Here is an 18616-nt window from a genome sequence, read left to right as displayed (position 1 = left end):
CGTTTCTCTTCGTTCGCTATGACCAGCTTACGGTGGGACTTCCACCCACAAGAGTGCGCCCATGCTGGGCGCACAATAAAAACGGCGCCCCGATGGAGCGCCGTTCGTTTACCCCGGAGGGGATCAATCAGCCGTTGATGATCTGCGCCTCGATGGCCTTCGGAGCCTCGACCGGTTCTGCGGCAATTGCAATCTTGCGGGGCTTCATCGCCTCGGGAATATTGCGCAGAAGGTCGATGTGCAGCAGGCCGTTTTTCAGCGAAGCAGCAGTGACCTCGACGTGATCGGCAAGCTGGAAGCGGCGCTCGAAAGCGCGCTTGGCAATGCCGCGGTAGAGGAATTCGCCGCCTTCGGCAGGTTCCTCGTTCTTTTCACCCTTCACGGACAGCACATGGGCATGGGCTTCGATCGAAAGTTCGGTCTCGTCGAAACCGGCAACCGCCATGGTGATGCGATAGGTGTTTTCCCCGGTGCGCTCGATATTGTAAGGCGGATAGGTCTGCGCCTGCTCAGGTTGGGCAAGGCTGTCGAGCATGGTGAAGAGCCGGTCGAAACCGACGGTGGAACGATAAAGGGGAGAGAAGTCTACGTGACGCATGATGTCCTCCTGTGGAAGCGACGTGTTGCGATAAAATGCCCCTGAAACCCCATCTTTGGCGGCCTCGGGACGGTTGCGCAGGCCCTTTCCGGCGCCCGCAAAAAGGAGATGGTGATGGGTTTCGACGAGTTCAAGAGCTTTTGAGAATCGATCGAGACCGTCAAGTTCATCGAAATGGGGCGGTCGCGCACTGGTCATGCGACGTTGCGAAATCGACCAAATTCCTGCCTAGACTCAAGATGTCCTAATTGTAATTGTCCTATCCAATTCGCGCTGAACAAAGCGCACGCAATCATTCATGTAAAATTTTTTTAACCAATACAATGGCTTGCTCCGACTGCCAAAAGGCACGATCCGCCGGGAGCTTTTCTTGGGGCATGTGAGCGAGGGAACATATCGGCGAAATGAAATTCGTCGATAGAGGTGCTCATTTCCACCCGATTAAGGGCCACCTGAGACCAACGCCCCAGCGCGTGTTGGTCAAGAGCATCGTTATTTCACAGGCATGAACGCCTATTCACCGGTTTTCGCCATCCGCGGAAGACGACCCTTTGCGCTTGGCCACAAGCGAGCCGTAATCCCAAGGAACTAATATGCTTTTCTTCAAGAACGCCAGAGTCCGAACGAAGCTTGCCATATCGTCGGCGGCCGGAATCCTTCTCATCATTTGTATGATCGTCAATCAACAGCTGGCAGGGCGCGATATAGCGCTGGCGAACCAAGCCGTCGATCGGGAACAGATCATCCTGAACGGTATCCAGACGGCTTCTCTATCTCTCGCCGAAATGCGCGTTGCCGCTCGCGATGTCGATTTTGCAATATCCGGTGGGGAATTGGACGCGGCACTCAATCGGGCCAAGACGGCCAGCCAGCAGGCTTGGGACGGCCTCGATCAACCCATAAGCATTGCCTTGAAGCCGGACGTTCTCAACGATATTCGCAACACTCTCAGAGCCTACGAAGCGTTGATTGCCAAACGTGCCTCCTCGCTATCTGCCGCCATGGTGAAAAAAACAGGGGCGGCACTGAACCAGGCGGAGACCTCTGCCGCGTTGGCTGTCGTTTCAAATGATGAAATCGGACAGACGATGAATCAGGCCCGCATCGCAACCGAGGCTTCCATCAAGAATGCGCGTCATTTCACCGAAGAAGCAAAAGCGGCGTTGGCTGCTACCGTCGCAAGGAGCGACTCGATCGCGTTGATCGTTGGTGTCGGCGTCGTTCTTGTTCTTGTTGCTTCGGCCATCGGCCTGATGTTCAGCATCGCCAAACCAATCCAAACCATGACCCTTGCGATGCGGCGGCTCTCACAAGGCGAGTTCGATATCGATGTGGCTAAGATCTCGCGTCAAGACGAAATCGGCGAAATGGCAGCGGCGGTCGAAATCTTCCGCGTCAACGCGCTCACGAACCGAAAGCTGGAACAGGAAGCCGAAGCCAACCGCAATCTGTCTGAGGATGAACGTCGTCGCCAGGCCGATGCGGACCGGCGCCGCGCCGATGAAATGACACAGGCGACGGAAGGCCTTGGGGCGGGTCTCAAGCATTTGGCGAGCGGTGACTTGTCGGTCCAGCTTTCCGAGCCCTTCGCCTCTGACTTTGAAGGTTTGCGCGTGGACTTCAATGCGGCGGTGGCCCAACTCGCCGGCACGCTGCGTGCCGTTGCTCATGCGACAGGCGCAATCGATACCGGCATACGGGAAATCGGCCAAAGCGCCGAAGATCTGTCGAAGCGCACCGAACAGCAGGCGGCCTCGCTCGAAGAGACGGCAGCTGCCCTTGATCAGATCACCGTCAATGTCAGCTCCTCGACGAAGCGAACCGAAGAGGCGCGTTCGATTGCCACCGAGGCCAACCAGAGTGCGCAGAAATCGGCTCAGGTCGTCTCTCATGCCGAAGAAGCCATGCGCCGCATTGAAGAGAGCTCGCAGCAGATCTCCAACATCATCGGCGTCATCGACGAGATCGCCTTTCAGACCAACCTCTTGGCGCTCAATGCCGGGGTTGAGGCGGCGCGTGCCGGCGAAGCCGGCAAGGGCTTTGCCGTCGTCGCCCAGGAGGTGCGTGAACTGGCGCAACGTTCCGCTCAGGCTGCCAAGGAGATCAAGGGGCTGATTCAGAACTCGTCGACGGAAGTTGAAAGCGGGGTCAGGCTGGTGCGAGAAACCGGCGAGGCGCTGAATGTGATCGGCGGCTTCATCGGTCAGGTCAACAGCCATATGAACGCGATCGCCACTTCGGCGAAGGAGCAGTCGACAGGGCTGGCCGAAATCAACACGGCGGTCAATTCGATGGACCAGAGCACCCAGCAAAACGCTGCGATGGTGGAACAATCGACCGCGGCAGCATCCAACCTGGCCCAGCAGGCAGGCAAGTTGCGCGATCTCGTCGCCCGCTTTAGCCTTGAAGGCGCCACCACCCAGCCACGTGCTGCCGTCCCGGCGAACCGGCCGGTAGCCTCGCCCGCCCGCGCGCTCGGAAACAGGCTCGCCAGTGCCTTCGGCAGCAGAACCGCAACAGCTGCGGCGGTGAAAGAATGGGAGGACTTTTGATGGCTGATCTTCAGCATTCCGGCGAGCAGCGCTCGAGCATGGCTCTGGAAATCATCGCCTTCCACCTCGGCGAGCAGCAATTCTGCATCAAGACGACTGCGATACGGGAAATCCGGGGATGGGCAGCGGCAACGCCGCTGCCCCATGCGCCGCCGCATGTTCTCGGCGTGATGAACCTGCGCGGCTTGGTCATTCCCGTTATAAATTTGGCAGCGAAGCTTGGTGTCTTAAGCGTCGTCGATACCAGTCGTAGCGCAATCGTCGTCGCCGAGGTGGGCACCGACATCGTTGGCCTGGTCGTCGATCGGGTCTCCGACATTCTGTCGATCAACGAGAAACTGATTCAGCCTGTGCCTGATCTAGGCGCCGCATTCGATCCTGCTTTCTCACACGGCATCATCCCTCTCGAACAGGGTATGGTTTGCTTCCTGAACCTTGATCATATGTTCGCAAACCTCGACCTGGCGGCCGCCGCTTAGCCGCCCGTCTGCCTTCCAGTTCGCGCCATATCTGCCACTGTAATGGGCAGCTCCGCGTTAGCCCGTGAACCGCGCATGAACGGCCGGTTCGGAGCCCATTCACCCGCACCCGCCTAGAAATCGCAGCGTCGGGTGAATCTGGTCCCGATGGCTGAAGTGCATCGTCCCTTCTTCTTCAGTCTCAACTTAGGCCGGCCGCGAGCACCCTCATGCTCCTGCCGGCCCTTTTCCCGCTGTCGCACTTTGAATTGCTTCCGAATTGAGGAGTGATGCAGCGGACCTTGCGGGCACACCGCTTTCCAAGCCGGATGCCATGCGCTATCCCTAACGCATCGTGCGTCCGAAAGAACGCACGGCGCTCTAACGGGCAAAGCAGTCAGCAGCGGCGCATTGGCAAAGTCATGGATCAGGTTCTCTATTCGACGCCCGACAATCCCGCCCCGGAAAACCGCACGGAGGGGTTCTTCGAAACCCATGACGGCCATCGGCTGCGTTACGCCGTTTTTCGCGCCAGTGCCCAGATCGCCAAGGGAACGGTCGTCATTATCCACGGCCGCAACGAATATATCGAGAAATATTTCGAGACGATCCGCGATCTGACGGCTAAGGGTCTCTGGGTCGCCACCTTCGACATGCGCGGCCAGGGCGGTTCGCCGCGGCTCCTGAAGCGCCGCAATCACGGCCACATCCGCCGCTTCGCCGATTACGAACGCGATCTCGACACCTTCCTCGAAAAGGTCGTGCTGCCGGATACCCGCCTGCCCTTCTACCTGCTCGCCCATTCCACGGGCGGGCTGATCGCATTGTCGGCCGCACCTTATCTGACCACCCGTATCGATCGGATGGTGTTATCAGCCCCCTTCATCGGCCTGACCGGCCAGGCGGCCTCTCCCCGCGTCATCCGCACCCTTGCCGGCACCTTGAATGCCCTCGGCCTCGGTTTCCTGCCGCTGACGTCGAAGCTCAAGGAGCCGGATTTCCGCGACAATCCGCTGACCTCGGACGAAACTCGCTTCGAGCGCAACGTCGCGATGATGAAGGCGCATCCGGAGCTGACGCTCGGGCCACCGACCGCCCGCTGGCTGATCGAGGCTTTTCGCACGATGGACCGGGTCACCTCGCCCTACCATCTGTTTTCGATCACCATCCCGACCATCGTCATCGCCCCGACGCGTGACGGTGTCGTGCCCTATACGGCGCAGGAGCGGCTCTCTCGTTATTTCCGCGCCGGTCAGCTGGTGCCGATCAACGGCGCCCGCCACGAGATCTTCCAGGAAAGGGATACCTACCGCGCCGCTGCCCTGGCCGCCTTCCACGCCTTCATTCCCGGCAGCGATGCCGAGGAAAACCGGGAGGTCGCCGCCCTCGGCACGTGAAGAATCGGCTTTGCCGAGCCCGGATTAACGCTGCAGAACGGCGATCGCCTGCTCATAGACCGCCCGGCTGCCGGCGGCGATGATCGAGCCGCCATTCTCAGGCCGCCCGCCGTCCCAGGTGGTGATGATGCCGCCCGCCCCTTCGATGACGGGAATGATGCCGCCGACATCATAGGGCTTCAGACTGTTTTCGATGACGAGATCGATATGGCCGGCGGCAAGCAGCGCATAGGCGTAACAGTCGCAGCCATAGCGGAAGAGCCTCACCCGGCCCTCGATCTCGCGGTATTTCTCCATCTCCTCACCGGCGAAGAGATGCGGCGAGGTGGTGAACAGGATGGCGTTCGAAAGCCCGTCGCACTGGCGTGTCGCCAGCCGCCGCTCGCCCTCCGGCCCGCTATAGATCGAGCCGTTCTGGTCGGCGAAATAGCGTTCGCCGGTAAAAGGCTGTTCGATCATGCCCATGATCGCCCTGCCCTCTTTTTGCAGGCCGATCAGCGTCCCCCACACCGGCACGCCGGAGATGAAGGCGCGCGTGCCGTCGATCGGGTCGATCACCCAGACATAGTCCCGGTCTAGCCCGACATTGCCGTGCTCCTCGCCGAGAATGCCATGGTTGGGGAAATTCTCCTCGATCAGCGCCCGGATGGCGAGTTCGGCCGCCCGGTCGCCCTCCGTCACCGGGTCGAAACCGGAGGAAAGCTTGTTGGTGACATCGAGGCCGGAGCGGAAGCGCGGCAGCGTCTCGGCCTTGGCGGCCTCCGCCAGACGATTGAAGAACGAGCGGTCAGGAAGCATGATCAATCCGTTTGGCTGGCGGGAGTGATGCTTTCATAACGAAAAGCAGCGGGAATGCAAACGCAGCAGGCAATTCCCGCGACGCTGCCCAAAGATTTCGCAGCGCAATATATTGCTTGACATTTGTGCAGCGCAATAGTAGCGTCCTTCGTACAGTCTTCTGACTGTAAATACCCTCCTTGGGTGTTTCCTCCCTAGACTTAGGCCGCCTCACGGCGGTCTTTTTTTGGCCGGGAAGACGACGCCCAGGCGTCAGCGAAATCGAAAAAGAGATTTATTCGGCAGCCAGCGCCCGATCGCCGGCGAATTTCTCGACGTAATCCGCCATCTGCTGCATGAAAGCGGTGACGGCATCGGCCACCGCGGCAAAATCCCCGCGTTTCTCCAACGTCACTTCATCGACATAGATCGCCCGGTTCACTTCGATCTGCAGCGCATGCAGGCCGCGCGAAGGCCGGCCGTAATGTTCGGTGATGAAGCCGCCGGCATAGGGCTTGTTGCGGATCGCCGCGAAGCCCATTTCCTCGAGGATGGCGATGGCCGCCCGAGACAGTTCGGCCGAGGCGCTCGTGCCGTAGCGATCGCCGATGATGAAATCGGGCCGCGCTGTGCTGCCGGCGACGCGCACATTGCCGGGCATCGAGTGGCAGTCGATCAGCACGCCGAAGCCGAACTGCACATGCGTTCGGGCGATCAGCCTGCGCAGCGCCGCATGATAGGGTTTGTAGACCGCTTCAACCCGATCGAGCCCTTCCTGCACCGGCAGGCGCCGCGCATAGATCTCCATGTTCTCGGCGACGATGCGTGGAATGGTGCCCAGCCCGCCGGCCACCCTCAGCGAATTGACATTGGCATAGGGTGGCAGCAGCCCGTCGAACATGCGCGGATCGAGCTCGTAGGGCTCACGATTGACGTCGAGATAGGCGCGCGGGAAGTTGGCTGCCAAGAGCGGCGCGCCGAGCACGACCGCAGAGCCGAAGAGTTCGTCGACATAATGATCCTCCGACCGGCGGATGGCGATGCCCTCGAGCCTGGACTGGGCGATAAATTCCGGTGGATAAATGCGGCCGCTATGGGGGGAGTTATAGACGAAAGGAATGCTCTGCGACACGGGCTCATGAACCTCAAAAAGCTCGTATTCGCGTATTTCCGGCACTTTCGGCCCTCTTTACCATGTCATGAACTGGCTGCTTTGCCCATGTTGCCAGTTGCCCGGCCTCAAGTCCATACTATGTAGCAGGGATGGCGGTCGCGCACGGGCAATTCACCGGTTGTTTACCGGGCAAAGACTAGTGTAAACGGCGGGCAACCCACCAAAAACCTATTGATCAGCGGTCTGGATTGATGACTCAGAAGATACTTCTCGCCGAAGACGACAACGACATGCGCCGCTTTCTGGTGAAAGCGCTCGAAAAGGCCGGTTACAAGGTCCTTTCCTATGATAACGGCGCAAGCGCCTACGACCGGCTGCGCGAGGAACCGTTTTCTCTGCTCTTGACCGATATCGTCATGCCCGAAATGGACGGCATCGAGCTGGCGCGCCGCGCCACCGAACTCGACCCCGATCTGAAGGTGATGTTCATCACCGGTTTTGCCGCCGTGGCGCTGAACCCTGATTCGAAGGCGCCGAAGGATGCCAAGGTCCTTTCCAAGCCTTTCCACCTGCGCGACCTCGTCGACGAGGTCAACAAAATGCTTGCCGCGTAAGGCTTGCCGGGCGGCACGTCACAAAACTGAAAAAAGCCTATTGACGGCTCCAAAGGTTTTGTGATCTATGCGCCGCCATCGGATGGGCGTGTAGCTCAGCGGGAGAGCACTACGTTGACATCGTAGGGGTCACAGGTTCAATCCCTGTCACGCCCACCATCCGATCTCCCTGACATCGTTGATAGATCCCCGAACCGGGGATTTTCATTTCCGGAAACGGGCATGCGCCGAATCGAGCAGACCGGCGGGACGACCATCCACGCCGCAAGCAGCGGGACGTGTGACGGAAAGAACGCGGACACGCAAAGCGATATCGACAATCCTCGGCCTCACCCTGGCTGGGGCTGGCCTCTTCGGTTTCGGCTATATGCAATTTCATGTCGTCGAGCCGGTCAGCATCAAGCTCTGGCCGATTCCGATCACGATATTCGCGGCTGGTGTAGCGATCCTCTGGGACGACTTCAAAACTCCCTGAAAACACGTCGCGTCAAACCTGATTCGTTGACCTGCTTCCGGTCTTTGTTTTCCGCATGTCGTTGTCCCAATCCTTCAGATCCGTTGCCTTGCTCCAATTCGTGCAGATAGCGGCTATGGCGCGCCCGCATATAAGGACGCGCTCATTCGAGCATTAATTGCATACCGCCGCCGAGCGCTCAGCCCCTCGTTGCCGCCTATCCAGAAGCTGCGATTTTGTGACGAACCGATGACAGGTTTGTGACAAAACGCGTGTTATTTCAGCAACATAGCTAGGCCAACCTTGTGTCATGATCGTTATCGTTATTGCGACGCAACATGCCCTGTGTAACTTCCGCGGCGAGGCAGGCACCGACCAAAGGGGGCCGCTTCGCTCACACGGGGTGAAGATCCGTAGGGACTGCCGATGGCAACGGTCTTCATCCTCTTGCATCTGAACTGGAGGTTATTCCATGAACATCAAGAGCCTTCTTCTCGGCTCCGCTGCTGCACTTGCAGCAGTATCCGGCGCCCAGGCTGCTGACGCTATCGTTGCTGCCGAGCCGGAACCGGTTGAATACGTCCGCGTCTGCGACGCTTACGGCACCGGCTATTTCTACATCCCGGGCACCGAAACCTGCCTCAAGGTCAACGGTTACATCCGTTTCCAGGTTGACGTTGCTCCGAACGCCAGCTCGATCGGTGCCAGCGGCGGCGGTTCTGTCGCCAACGACTCGGATTGGGACGCACGGACGCGCGGTCAGGTTCAGTTCACTGCCAAGAGCGACACCGAGTACGGTCCGCTGACCGGCGTCATCGTCATGCAGTTCAATGCTGACAACGCTTCTTCCCAGAAGGCCCAGCTCGACTCCGCATACATCGACATCGCCGGCTTTCGCGCTGGTCTGTTCTACAGCTGGTGGGACGACGGCCTCTCCGGCGAAACCGACGATATCGGTTCTCCGGTCACGCTGCATAACTCCATCCGTTATCAGTACGAAACCGACGCCTTCTACGCCGGCATCAGCGTCGACGAGCTGGAAGACAGCCCGTTTTACAATGGCGAAACCGCCAACAACGTCGGCGTTGCCGTCGGCCTCGGCGGCAAGGCTGGTGCATTCAGCTACCAGATCACCGCCGGTTACGACACCGACAACGAAGAAGGCGCCGTCCGCGCCATGGGTACGGTTGCTGTCGGTCCGGGCACGCTCGGCCTCGCAGTTGTCTATGCGAGCAACCCGAACGCCTACTACAACAAGGCTGAATGGGCGATCGCCGCTGAATACGCCATCAAGGCGACTGACAAGCTGAAGATCACCCCGGCTGTTCAGTACTACGACAACTACGGTGTCACATCAGGCGAGTTCAACGACGACGTCAACGCCTGGAAGGCCGGCGTAACGATCGACTACCAGATCGTCGACAACCTCTCAGCAAAGGTTTCGGTTCAGTATCTCGATCCGGACAATGCTGACGAAACCACTTCGGGCTACTTCCGCCTGCAGCGCGCATTCTGATGAAAGGCTGCCGGCTGCAGCATGTAAGCCGGCAGCTTCAGCTTCCTGATCCGACTGACCTCCGATCGGGAAAGAATGGGTCCGGACTTCCCTGCCTGGGCCCATTCCTCTTGGCCAGAAGTGCATCTAAGACGGCAGGCGCTCGATGAGCGCCTTGCCACCTGCCGTGTCGCATCGGCTGATTGTCGATGTCCGGCAGCCTGGGTCGTCGCTGCTCCCCGTGACCAGCAGGCTCAGCCGACTTTCCGCTCCTCTGCCGACATCGCAGCCAAATTCCGACACAGAACCATGCCAAGGCGAACCGAGGATGAGGGAGTGATTCGCCTCGCCAAGACATGGGGTTTGAAATCGAAATGAAATTATCAGCGCTTGCCGCCGCAATTTTTTCCACCGCGTTCGCCTTGCCGGCCTCGGCAGCGCCGGCTGCTCCTGCGGAGACATTTCCCGGCGCGCCCGGCGTCATCACGCTTTCCGGCAAATGCGCCAAGCTCGTCGTCGCCAAGTTCGACGCCACCAAGGGCTGCAAGAACGAGCTTGCCAGCGTCACGCTGGCCAACGGCACGGTGACCTTCATCTTCACCTCGGACGGCAAAGCGCTCGGCTTCCAGGGGGACGGCAGCGGCATCAAGCCCGCCTCCAACGGCAATGCCCGCCTGCCGCTCAGCCTCGTCACGACGGGCGTCGGCAACAAGATGACCGGGGAGGTCAAGGTCGCCGGCTTCTGCACCTTCGGCAATCCCTATTCCGGCAAGCCGATTGCCATCGAATGCACGGCCGAAAGCAAGGATTCCTCGTTTACCGGCAGTTTCCGCACCGGCGGCAAGCTGGTGAAGAAAGGCAAGTAGCCCGGCCTCGTCAGGCGGCGCACCAAGCGCCGCCGGCACCACCAGGCTTGCGGGCCAGCCCTTCATTGATCAACTGCGCGCCGAAGGAGCGCCCGTCGCGTGAAACGACGCGCGGCGTGCCCGAAGGATCGGTCTTGCCCGCTGCATTCATCGTGAAGGGGCCGGCGTTGAGGAGCGCCAGCAGGCGCGCCTTGCCGGCGAAGGCGACCCTGCGCTCGTCGTCGCAGCGCGCCCGGTCGACGATCGGGCTCGCCATATCGGCAATGACGATCTTTTCGCCCTTGTACCAGAAGACGCCGCCGTCGCCGACGCAGTTGATATGGGCGCCCTGCCCGCAATAGCCGAAAGCGGCCGTCCCGGTCTCCGCAGGTGCAGCAGAAGACGGAGACGGTGTCGCCTTGACCGGCTGAACGGCCGGTGTGGGAATGGCTGCCGGCGGCAGCGGACCCGGCAGCGTCGGCGCAGCTTTCGGCACCGGCGCGGCAAGCGTCACCTGCTTCGGCGGCGCATCCTTCCTGACGGCCGGCTTCTCCTGCGCCATGTCCCGTATAACCTCAGCCGGCTGGCGGCCAAGCATCGGCTTGATGCTCTTCCAATTGTCGTAGGTGGCGATCCCGGCGATTGCGGCAAGGCCGATCACCGTCCAGGGCAGCAGCCCGCCGCCGCTGCGCGCTCTGCTTTTTCCTCTCGCCGGCGCCTTGCGGCGGCTTCGTGTCGCTGTCTTGGCCATCTGTCCGAATCCCGTGAGGTCGGGATTATCGCCGCCCAATCCTTTCCGAAAGGTTGGCGTGGCCATCATCTTTGACGACATTTCGGTCGGCATCAACCTCGAAAAAAGCAAAGCGCCCGGCCATCAGACCGAGCGCCGTACGCGGTGACCCTTTGGCTCATTCGGAGCGTGCGGCTGGAGCCTCGTTTTTCCCGACGGAAACCGGGCGGCCGACAGACGGAACAAGCGGCTTCGCGTGATTGCCGATATCGATGCGCTCACCCGTCGCCTCACGGAGGGCCTTCCATTCATTCTCGTGCCGGATAAAGAGGTCGCGGGGCACAAAATTCACAGTCATATAGTCCTCACCTTGTTTTTAATCGAGAGACTTCCAAAGCCCGTTATTTCTTGCCCTTGATGTCGGGACCGCCCTTGGAAAGATCCGCGCCGGTAACGTGGGCGGGCACATGAATGTCGTGAATGACGCCAGGCGTCAGCGTCAGGTCGACATGATGCGGCGGCAGCACCTGCGCCTTCTGCATGCGGTTCGGCTTTGCCCGCTTCATGCGGTCGGACGCCTCGGTGCGTTTGTCGGGAACATGGGTCGAAGTGTGCATCATCGGCCTCCTTTTTTAAGCTCAACCAGAGCCTAACGGCCGGGCATCCGAATGGTTCCCAAAAAATCAACCGATCTCCAGGTGCCGCCGGCCTTGACTGGCTGGGGAAGTCCATTACCTAGGGCCTATCCCGCAGCCTTCCAGACATCGGCTGACGGGGAACTTTGGTGCCGGGCCCCTCTGGCGAGAGTTTTTAACGGCGCTCTCGTGATGTCGGTACCGCCTGCAGCTTAGCCGGCGGATTTTTCATCGATGAACAAACTCACCATGCCTGACCCGCATGCCAGTGGTGGCGTGCCGCGTCTTTCGGATATAGCCACTCTCTTCAACATGATTTGCGGCCGCGAGGTGCGGCCATGAATCAGCCCGCAACCAACACGTCCTCGCTCAGCTATTTCCGCTGGGCCTTCATCGTCACCGCCCTCGGCCTCGTTCTCGGCGCCGTGCTCGGTTGGCAGACCACAGGCACGATCGGCGGCATGGTGACCGTCTTCTTCATCTGCACCGTGCTTGCGGTGCTGGAGATTTCGCTGTCCTTCGACAATGCCATCGTCAATGCCAACAAGCTGAAGGAGATGACGCCGGTCTGGCAGAAACGCTTCCTCACCTGGGGCATCATCATCGCCGTCTTCGGCATGCGCATCGTCTTCCCGCTGGCGATCGTCGCGATCGCGGCACAGATCGGCCCCTGGGATGCTCTGGTGCTCGCCGCCCGCGAGCCGGCCGAATATGCCCGCATCATGAACGACGCGCATCTGCCGATCGCAGCTTTCGGCGGCACCTTCCTGATGATGGTCGGCCTCAACTACTTCTTCGACCATAAGAAGGAAATCCACTGGCTTCCAGGCCTGGAAAGGGTGATGGCGCGTTCAGCCACCATCAAGGGTATCGAGATCGCCTTCGTGCTGGCGCTGATGCTGGTTTTCTCCTGGCTGATCGGCGGCGAGGAAGCCACCGTCTTCGTCCATTGCGCCATCTACGGCCTGCTCACTTTCCTCGCGGTCGAAGTGGTCGGCGGACTGCTCGATGCCTCGCAAAAGACGATGAGCGCCGCCGCCAAGGGCGGTCTCGGCGCCTTCATCTATCTCGAGGTGCTGGATGCCAGCTTCTCCTTCGACGGCGTCATCGGCGCCTTCGCCCTGACGCAGAACCTCTTCGTCATCGCGATCGGCCTCGGCATCGGTGCCATGTATGTGCGCTCGATGACGATCATGCTGGTGGAAAAGGGAACGCTTGCCGAATATCGCTACCTCGAGCATGGCGCCTTCTATGCCATCCTGATCCTCTCGGTGATCATGTATGCCCAGACCCTGGTGCATATCCCCGAGGTGATCACCGGTCTCGGCGGCGCAGCCCTGATCGGCCTGTCGCTCTGGTCGTCCATCCGCCACAACAAGCGTGAACGGGTGGAAGATCAAGCCGCCGGGCAGGAAGAGCTTCACGCCTGATGTTACAGGCCACGGTGCTCAGCACTGCGGCACCCCTTCAGAAATAATAAAGCCCGCGACCATCCGGTTGCGGGCTAATTCGTTCATGCATGGCTTGAAGGTTTTAGCGGATGACCCGACCGAAGGAGACCGGGTCGATGCCGAGTTCCCTGAGGTCGCGGGCACGCGGACGGCGGCCGGCTTCGACGGCGGCGCTGACGGCATTTGCGGCGCCGAGCGCGGCGAATGCGCGGCCAAGGAAACCGGTATGGATTGAACTTCTGATAGCGGACATTGTCTTCTTCTCTCACTCTATGATGGACCATTCATAGGTGGGCCGCCGAGCGCGCCGTAACAATGCACGGAAAATCACCGCAGCCATGCAAAAAGAAGAGGCCGGCGCATGTCTCCATGGCCGGCCACGAGGCAGGGGTAAGGTTGTCTTTTTAGTCTTCGTTTGCCGCCAGCTGCGACAGCACCTGGCCACGGCCGCGAATCCGCAGGATCAGCGGGATGAGGAAAGCGGCCGCCGCAACGATGAGCAGACCGGCCGCGATCGGCGACATGACAAGCGTCGTCACATCGCCCTGGCTGATCGCCAGCGCCCGACGCAGTTGCTGCTCGGCAAGCGGCCCGAGGATCAAGCCGACGACGACAGGCGCGATCGGATAACCGAAGAGCCGCATGACATAGCCGAGCAGCCCAAACGTGAGCAGCATGCCGAGTTCGAACACCGATGGATTGGCACCGATCGTCCCGAGCGTCGCAAACAGCAGGATGCCGGCATAGAGCCACGGCTTCGGAATGGTCAGCAACCGCACCCAGAGCCCGATCATCGGCAGGTTCAGCACCAAAAGCATCGCATTGGCGATGAGCAGGCTGGCGATCAGTCCCCAGACGAGCTGTGGATTGGTGGCAAACAGCAGCGGCCCCGGCTGCAAGCCATATTGCTGGAAGCCGGCCAGCATGATCGCCGCCGTCGCCGTCGTCGGCAGGCCGAGTGTCAGAAGCGGCACCAGCGTGCCGGCGGCCGAGGCGTTGTTGGCCGCCTCGGGACCGGCCACGCCTTCGATCGCGCCATGGCCGAATTCTTCCGGGTTCTTCGCCAGCCGCTTTTCGCTCGCATAGGAGAGGAAAGTGCCGATTTCGGCGCCGCCCGCCGGCATCGCGCCGATCGGGAAACCGATCAGCGTGCCGCGCAGCCAGGGCTTCCATGAACGCGCCCAGTCCTCAGCGGTCATCCAGAGCGAACCCTTGACCGCTTCGACCTTCTCCGCGATCCGATTGCCCTGCGCGGCGATATAAAGCGTCTCGCCGATCGCAAACATCGCAACGGCAAGCGTCGTCACCTCGACACCGTCGAGGAGGTCGGGAATGCCGAAGGAAAGCCGCGCCTGCCCCGTCTGCTGGTCGATGCCGACCATCGCGAGCGCGAAGCCGATGAACAGCGACGTCAGCCCTCGCAATGCCGAATCGCCGAAGGCCGAGGAAACGGTGACGAAGGCAAGCACCATCAGCGCGAAATATTCGCGCGGCCCGAAGACCAGCGCCAGCTTGACGATATAGGGAGCGATGAAGGCAAGCCCGAGCGTTGCGATCAGGCCGGCGACGAAGGAGCCGATCGCCGCTGTCGCCAGCGCCGGTCCGCCGCGCCCGGCGCGCGCCATCTTGTTGCCCTCGAGCGCGGTGACGATCGAGGCGCTCTCACCCGGCGTGTTGAGCAGGATCGACGTCGTCGAACCGCCATACATGCCGCCGTAATAAATGCCGGCGAACATGATCAGCGAACCGCCGGGATCGAGTTTGTAGGTGACCGGCAACAGCAGCGCCACGGTGAGGGCCGGGCCGATGCCGGGAAGCACGCCGACGGCTGTGCCGAGCGTCACGCCGACCAGCGCATAAACCAGGTTCATCGGCTGCATCGCAACCAGGATACCCTGCCATAGGAATTCGAATGTGCTCATCTTGGTGTCCCAAGCGGCGTTTCCGACCATCCGATCTTCGGAGCCAGGCGCCGCGCAAAATCAAAAGAGCTGACAGCGCGTTCCGCGCGGTCAGAAGAACAGATGTTCGAGCGGGCCGGCCGGCAGCGTCAGTTGCAGGAGCTGCGAGAAGATCGTCCAGACGACGAAGCTGATGACGATGCCGAGCGGCAGCGAGATCCAGAGCTTGCGTTTGCCGAAGCCGCGTGCCGTCAGCGCGAAGAGAATGCCGGTCGCGATCGAGAAGCCGGCGACGCGCAGAAGCAGCATCTGGCCGGCAAGACCGGCGACGATCCAGATGACGGGCGCCACTTCCTGCCGATCGCGTTCCGGAAAATCGCCGCGCCAGGCTTCGAAGGCGGTCCAGATCCCGAGACAGAAGAGGCCGAACGCCACCACTTGAGGCACTGTCGCCGGGCCGATGCGGTCGTATTGCGCGATGGTTTTCAGATGCAGGGCATCCCAGGCCATCACGCCGGCGAGGACGAAGAGGAAAACGGCAATGATGAACGCCGCCCAATCAGGGCGGCGTGTCGTTACCGAGGAGGTGTTATCCCCGCTCATTGAACAAGTCCGATATCTTTAAGAATGCCTTCAGTGGCGGAGACGTCCTTCTCGAGCTGCGCCTTGAAGGCGTCACCGGACAGATAGGTGTCGGCCCAGCCCTTGGTCTTCAAAGTTTCCTGCCATGTGGCGGAGCTATGCAACTTCTCGAAATCGGCGGTGACGCTTGCCACCTGCTCTGCCGACAGGCCGGGAGCGGCGGCAACCATGCGCCAGTTCTGAATGGTGACGTCGGTGCCGGCTTCCTTCAGCGTCGGCGCATCGACGCCGTCGATCCGCTTGTCGCTGGAGACGGCGAGAAGGCGGAGCGTGCCGGATTTCACCTGCGATTCGAACTCGCTATAGCTCGATACGCCGGCCGTGACCTGGCCGCCGAGAATGGCAGCAAGCGCTTCACCGCCGCCGGAGAAGGCGACATAGTTGATCTTGGTCGGATCGACGCCGGAGGCCTTGGCGATCAGGCCGACCGTAATGTGGTCGGTACCGCCGGCCGAACCGCCGCCCCAGGAAACCGAGCCCGGATCCTTCTTCAGCGCCGCAACCAGATCGGCCATGGTCTTGATCTCGGAGGAAGCGGGAACGACGACGGCTTCATATTCGCCGGTCAGACGGGCGATCGGGGTCACGTCCTTGAGCGTCACCGGCGATTTGTTGGTGAGTATCGCGCCGACCATGACATAGCCGCCGACGATCAGCGAATTCGGATTGCCCGCAGCCTGGCTGCTGAACTGTGCAAGGCCGATGGTGCCGCCGGCGCCGGGGACGTTCTGGACCTGGACGTTGCCGGAGATCTTCTCCTGCTGCAATGCGGTCTGCAGCGAACGGGCCGTCTGGTCCCAGCCGCCGCCGGGCGCGGCAGGCGCGATGATGGTGTAGTCGGCCGCAAAGGCCGGCAGCGCGATGGTCGCGGCAAGAAGGGTTGCGATGAACGTATGCTTCACGATGTGTCCTCCGTCGGCGGCTGAGCAAACCGCCTGTTATTCTCAAGGGAATCGGAAGGAATGGCCGCCGGCGGACGCAAGTCCTGAATGACGAGCAGAATACCTCCCAAGGCTTCAGCTCTCCGCCTCCACGGAGAAGAAGTAGCCAAAGCCACCACAACAAGCTGTCATTTAGCTGACACCGGCGAGATATCCAGAAGGAGAGGCCACTTTTTTGCCGCAATTGACAGTCGCGGGTCTAAATCCCGCTTCTCGCCGCCTCATGCAGACAGGTCATCCGACAAAGCTCGCCATCTCTGTATTGTTTGCAGTATCTGCGGCTTGACACTTGCACGCGCCACCTTGAGTCAATTACATCTATCACAATTCAAGATTTTGTTTCCGCCATCCAGATTTCTGCAGCTCTGTATTCACCGTCATGAGTGGGAAACGATATGTCGCGCTGTCTGCATACAGACCCTGACCGGATTTATGACGACTTGCGAGCGCTGCGTCCCGGCGTGAAACTGACACTGAAGAGCGCACGATATGCAACGCCGCTCGTCCTCTCCTCCATCAGCGGCTCCCAGCAACAGCCGGTCGTGATCGGCGGCAAGAGCGCCGTCATCGACGGCGGCAGAAGCTACGACGATTATCGCGACACCGCCAACCGGCTCTCCGCCGTGCAGGAAGCCAATGGCCGCTTCCCCGGCATCTACTATCTTGCCGATGACGCCGCGCTCGTGCTGCGGAATTGCCAGTGGGTGGTCATCGAGGATCTCACCTTCGAAGGCTGCTGGCCAACCGCGATCTATCTCGACAACTGCCAGCACATCACGCTTCGCCGCCTGCATATTCGCGGCAGCACCATCGCCATCGGCGCGGCCGGAGCCTATACCCGCCATCTGCTGATTGAAGAATGCGATTGGATCCAGGATCTACAGTCGCATGGCGAGGCAGACCTTGCCGCGATCCGAGAAACCAAAGCAGTCGATGCCGCGCTCGATCCCAAGGACTGCAGGCTCTGGCGAAAAACCTACTGGGGGCAGGTCCACGGCAATCTCGAAGACACCCAAAGCCGCGTCGACGTCGAAAAGGACGAGCGCGGTTTTGACGGCGACTTCTTCAGGGCTTGGACCATCGCCGGTTATGTCGTCCTGCGCGACAACGTCATTCTCGACGCCTTCAACGGCATCCATTTCTTCAACGATGCGTCCGATTCCACGGTGGAGGATTTCTGCCGCAACATCGTCATCGAAAACAACTGGTTCGTCCGCATCCGCGACAACGCCATTGAGGCCGAGGACTATGCCTGGAACTGGACGGTGCGCGGCAACAAGTTTGTCGACTGTTACATGCCCTTTTCGCTGGAGATGCGGCGATCCGGCTACTTCTACATCTACGGCAATCTCGGCTGGAATCTCCATCGTCCCGGCCCCGATGACGACGACCGCAATTTCGGCCAGCTTTTCAAATTTCCCAAAGAGCACGAAGCGGTCGGCCCGCATTATGTCTTCAACAATTCATGGATGCTGAGAGGGCCGATCAGCAAGCGCTACCGCTTCCGCCAGTTCCACCATCTGAACAATGCGATCGGCTATTACGGTGCGGCAGGCCTGTCGACGCCGGCGGATTCCGTGCCCTTTGGCGCGGGCTGGCAGAGCGTGCCGAAGGAGGGACAGGATGAAGCCTCGCTCGAGGGCAAGCATTTCACCAGGCTTTGGCAGGAACTCGACGTCCGCTTCGACGGCGATCTGATCGATCACAAATATTTCCCCGGTCCGTTGCGCGAGGCGGGATATGCGATCGGCGTCGACGCCCATCCCGGGCCGGTTCCTTTCCGCTCGCCCGTCCTCGGCCTGCCTGAGGGGCTGAAGCTGACGACAAAGGTTCCGGCAATCGCCTTCCTCATGCAGCTTCCCGACCGGCGCGCGCAGGCCGTCGGCGGCGCGAACTACGCCGTCGGCGCCTGGCAGGGCGAAGATCCCTTCACGGCCGATAGGCCGATGTTCTACAAATATTGGCTTTATGCCGACCCTTGCGGAAAGGGCGAAGTGGCCGAAAGCTGAGGC

19 protein-coding genes and 1 tRNA gene are annotated in these 18616 nt (G+C 60.7%); 10 read left to right on the top strand and 10 right to left on the bottom strand.

Going from position 1 to position 18616, the window contains the following annotated elements; all coding sequences use genetic code 11:
• Positions 1–127: 127 nt before the first annotated feature.
• Positions 128–598: an Hsp20 family protein gene (locus CO666_RS17815; RefSeq protein WP_025570464.1), complete on the bottom strand. Its 471-nt coding sequence runs from the start codon at positions 596–598 to the stop codon at positions 128–130.
• Positions 599–1191: 593 nt separating this feature from the next.
• On the opposite strand from CO666_RS17815, the gene CO666_RS17810 reads away from it, so the two are divergent.
• The 3 genes from CO666_RS17810 (at position 1192) to CO666_RS17800 (ending at position 5005) form a co-directional block, all read left to right on the top strand.
• A complete protein-coding gene (locus tag CO666_RS17810; protein ID WP_245436806.1) occupies positions 1192–3150 on the top strand; it encodes a methyl-accepting chemotaxis protein in 1959 nt (652 codons plus the stop codon).
• Positions 3150–3629, top strand: coding sequence for a chemotaxis protein CheW (locus CO666_RS17805; protein ID WP_097613458.1), 480 nt, complete (start codon positions 3150–3152; stop codon positions 3627–3629). Before CO666_RS17810 ends, CO666_RS17805 begins: the two co-directional genes overlap by 1 nt.
• Before the next feature lie 401 nt (positions 3630–4030).
• On the top strand, positions 4031–5005 hold the full coding sequence (locus CO666_RS17800) for an alpha/beta fold hydrolase (protein ID WP_097613456.1): 975 nt from the start codon (positions 4031–4033) through the stop codon (positions 5003–5005).
• Between the two features lie 24 nt (positions 5006–5029).
• Here the strand turns inward: CO666_RS17800 and hisN are convergent, their stop codons facing one another.
• Together hisN and CO666_RS17790 are read right to left on the bottom strand one after the other, a co-directional pair.
• Entirely contained in the window at positions 5030–5803 is a 774-nt protein-coding gene (hisN, locus tag CO666_RS17795; RefSeq protein ID WP_097613479.1) for a histidinol-phosphatase, read from the bottom strand.
• Positions 5804–6077: 274 nt separating this feature from the next.
• Positions 6078–6959 (bottom strand): N-formylglutamate amidohydrolase, encoded by an 882-nt coding sequence (locus CO666_RS17790; protein WP_097613454.1) that lies wholly within the window; start codon positions 6957–6959, stop codon positions 6078–6080.
• Between the two features lie 188 nt (positions 6960–7147).
• On the opposite strand from CO666_RS17790, the gene cpdR1 reads away from it, so the two are divergent.
• From cpdR1 to CO666_RS17765, 5 genes are all read left to right on the top strand, one after another.
• The gene (gene cpdR1, locus CO666_RS17785; protein ID WP_003542883.1) at positions 7148–7510 is read left to right on the top strand and encodes a response regulator CpdR1; all 363 of its coding nucleotides are present in this window, start codon (positions 7148–7150) and stop codon (positions 7508–7510) included.
• A gap of 84 nt (positions 7511–7594) precedes the next feature.
• Positions 7595–7669, top strand: a tRNA-Val gene (locus CO666_RS17780).
• A gap of 121 nt (positions 7670–7790) precedes the next feature.
• Positions 7791–7985, top strand: a complete 195-nt coding sequence (locus CO666_RS17775; RefSeq protein WP_097613453.1) for a hypothetical protein — start codon at positions 7791–7793, stop codon at positions 7983–7985.
• 451 nt (positions 7986–8436) lie between these two features.
• Positions 8437–9480: a porin gene (locus tag CO666_RS17770; RefSeq protein ID WP_097613451.1), complete on the top strand. Its 1044-nt coding sequence runs from the start codon at positions 8437–8439 to the stop codon at positions 9478–9480.
• Between the two features lie 353 nt (positions 9481–9833).
• Positions 9834–10325, top strand: a complete 492-nt coding sequence (locus CO666_RS17765; protein ID WP_245436805.1) for a hypothetical protein — start codon at positions 9834–9836, stop codon at positions 10323–10325.
• A gap of 10 nt (positions 10326–10335) precedes the next feature.
• On the opposite strand, the gene CO666_RS17760 is transcribed toward CO666_RS17765, so the two are convergent.
• The 3 genes from CO666_RS17760 to CO666_RS17750 form a co-directional block, all read right to left on the bottom strand.
• Positions 10336–11055, bottom strand: coding sequence for a hypothetical protein (locus CO666_RS17760; RefSeq protein ID WP_097613477.1), 720 nt, complete (start codon positions 11053–11055; stop codon positions 10336–10338).
• 157 nt (positions 11056–11212) lie between these two features.
• Positions 11213–11392 (bottom strand): hypothetical protein, encoded by a 180-nt coding sequence (locus tag CO666_RS34560; protein ID WP_097613447.1) that lies wholly within the window; start codon positions 11390–11392, stop codon positions 11213–11215.
• A 43-nt stretch (positions 11393–11435) separates the two neighbouring features.
• Positions 11436–11654: a hypothetical protein gene (locus CO666_RS17750; RefSeq protein ID WP_010067732.1), complete on the bottom strand. Its 219-nt coding sequence runs from the start codon at positions 11652–11654 to the stop codon at positions 11436–11438.
• A gap of 353 nt (positions 11655–12007) precedes the next feature.
• Here CO666_RS17750 and CO666_RS17745 point away from each other — a divergent pair, with 353 nt between their 5' ends.
• Positions 12008–13099 (top strand): DUF475 domain-containing protein, encoded by a 1092-nt coding sequence (locus CO666_RS17745; RefSeq protein WP_097613445.1) that lies wholly within the window; start codon positions 12008–12010, stop codon positions 13097–13099.
• A 103-nt stretch (positions 13100–13202) separates the two neighbouring features.
• Here the strand turns inward: CO666_RS17745 and CO666_RS34185 are convergent, their stop codons facing one another.
• From CO666_RS34185 to CO666_RS17725, 4 genes are all read right to left on the bottom strand, one after another.
• The gene (locus CO666_RS34185; protein WP_097613444.1) at positions 13203–13373 is read right to left on the bottom strand and encodes a hypothetical protein; all 171 of its coding nucleotides are present in this window, start codon (positions 13371–13373) and stop codon (positions 13203–13205) included.
• Between the two features lie 151 nt (positions 13374–13524).
• Positions 13525–15042, bottom strand: a complete 1518-nt coding sequence (locus CO666_RS17735; protein ID WP_097613476.1) for a tripartite tricarboxylate transporter permease — start codon at positions 15040–15042, stop codon at positions 13525–13527.
• Positions 15043–15132: 90 nt separating this feature from the next.
• Positions 15133–15624 (bottom strand): tripartite tricarboxylate transporter TctB family protein, encoded by a 492-nt coding sequence (locus CO666_RS17730; protein ID WP_097613442.1) that lies wholly within the window; start codon positions 15622–15624, stop codon positions 15133–15135.
• Positions 15621–16565 carry a Bug family tripartite tricarboxylate transporter substrate binding protein gene (locus CO666_RS17725; protein WP_097613440.1) on the bottom strand — a complete coding sequence of 315 codons (945 nt, stop codon included), beginning with the start codon at positions 16563–16565 and terminating at the stop codon, positions 15621–15623. Before CO666_RS17725 ends, CO666_RS17730 begins: the two co-directional genes overlap by 4 nt.
• Positions 16566–16999: 434 nt before the next feature.
• Between CO666_RS17725 and CO666_RS17720 the strand changes: the two genes are divergently transcribed.
• A complete protein-coding gene (locus CO666_RS17720; protein WP_097613438.1) occupies positions 17000–18613 on the top strand; it encodes a right-handed parallel beta-helix repeat-containing protein in 1614 nt (537 codons plus the stop codon).
• The last annotated feature ends 3 nt before the right edge of the window (positions 18614–18616 follow it).

This window comes from Rhizobium chutanense (genome assembly GCF_002531935.1).
Classification (GTDB): Bacteria; Pseudomonadota; Alphaproteobacteria; order Rhizobiales; family Rhizobiaceae; genus Rhizobium; species Rhizobium chutanense.
The sequence above is the reverse complement of the archived record's forward strand: the minus strand, read 5'-3'. Positions and strand labels throughout refer to the sequence as shown.